The sequence below is a fragment of the Zooshikella harenae genome (genome assembly GCF_018837975.1).
Taxonomy (GTDB): domain Bacteria; phylum Pseudomonadota; class Gammaproteobacteria; order Pseudomonadales; family Zooshikellaceae; genus Zooshikella; species Zooshikella harenae.
In genome coordinates this window covers 1-1131 of sequence record NZ_JAGSOY010000267.1, presented here as the reverse complement: position 1 = coordinate 1131, position 1131 = coordinate 1, and the positions used below count along the sequence as shown (strand labels likewise).

The window sequence follows — 1131 nt, the reverse complement described above, 5'->3', positions numbered from 1 at the left end:
TTATTTGCCTGTTTTTCGTTAGTCTCTGCATCAAGACCACCTTCAAGGTTTTCTTATAGCCTATTTTCTACATCACTTTACCAGCCTCGAATCAAACTCAAATTTTACAATCTTGCCTATTTGAAGCTTATCAAAATCGGGGTGCTCAGGGTTTAAAAGATAGTTTGATTCTTCGGGAATAATAACACTTGGCACCTTAAGCAGCAGAGATAGTCGATTTTGCACCCAGTAATCCCCTGTAGCTTGGGTTTCTGGCTCCATCTCATAAGACTGCCAGTTCGATGGTAAGCTGTCAGTATCCAAGTCCATCACTAATGAGCTATCAAACGACACTGGTAGCTTGTGATAGCGCTTGAGTATGTCTGACTGCTTAAGATGTACTAATAACTCCATTGAAGCTAGGGCTAAGCTCTCAGCGAGATATACGACGCGTGTTCCTTTTGAGTTCCAGCGACCTCCAAATAAGTACGCTCCTTCGCCGGACAGCATTTCATGAGGTGTTTTTGCATAATCGGGTGCTGCTATTCTCCAACCTTTCTGCATTAACTAAACACCCCATGCCGAATACGTCCGATCAAGTCCTCTACTTCCTTAGCTCCAAACTCTGTCCGGGCGTGCTCTAGCGGGGTTTCACCTCCAAATAGAGGTTCTGGCGTTTGTAGCCAGTTTCTGGCCTTTACATCATCATCCAGCATCATAGCTTTTGCTAAGTCGTATAGCTGAGCAAACCGATACACCTTGCTAGACTCGTCTGGAGTTAAGCGCCCCGCCTCTTTACGGCGGCTAAAGGTGGCCTTTGACATGCCAGATATTTGTAAAAACGTTTTCTGGTCTATGCCTAGCGCTTTCTCAATAGCAGCTATCGCCTTAACTGAAAGACCTTCGAGCAAGGAGTTTTGCACTTCTACCCGGTTAGAGCCTATGACGCGAGCAATTAGCTTTCCCTTTCGCGGCGTTTTCGTTGGGTTAAAGTGAAGCTTTGAGCTTCCGTTTTCTGCGCTTCTAGAGGCTGTCATGATACCCTCTTTTGTTTCATATGATACTTTATAGTATATCATATGATTCATTTGCTATCCTAGTAAAGCAAAATAGCTATAAATCTATAGAAAAAATGCCTAGAGACTTAACCAA

The 1131-nt window shown here is 43.8% G+C and carries 2 protein-coding genes; both read right to left on the bottom strand.

The window, feature by feature from the left end; all coding sequences use genetic code 11:
* Positions 1-72: 72 nt before the first annotated feature.
* Entirely contained in the window at positions 73-543 is a 471-nt protein-coding gene (locus KCG35_RS25525) for an RES family NAD+ phosphorylase (protein WP_215822666.1), read from the bottom strand.
* Positions 543-1016, bottom strand: a complete 474-nt coding sequence (locus KCG35_RS25520; RefSeq protein ID WP_215822665.1) for an Xre family toxin-antitoxin system antitoxin — start codon at positions 1014-1016, stop codon at positions 543-545. Before KCG35_RS25520 ends, KCG35_RS25525 begins: the two co-directional genes overlap by 1 nt.
* Between the last annotated feature and the right edge of the window lie 115 nt (positions 1017-1131).

Excerpts from the sequence above, each read along its gene's own strand:
- KCG35_RS25525 (WP_215822666.1), bottom strand. The coding sequence starts at position 543 with ATGCAGAAAGGTTGGAGAATAGCAGCACCCGATTATGCAAAAACACCT.
- KCG35_RS25520 (WP_215822665.1), bottom strand. The coding sequence starts at position 1,016 with ATGACAGCCTCTAGAAGCGCAGAAAACGGAAGCTCAAAGCTTCACTTT.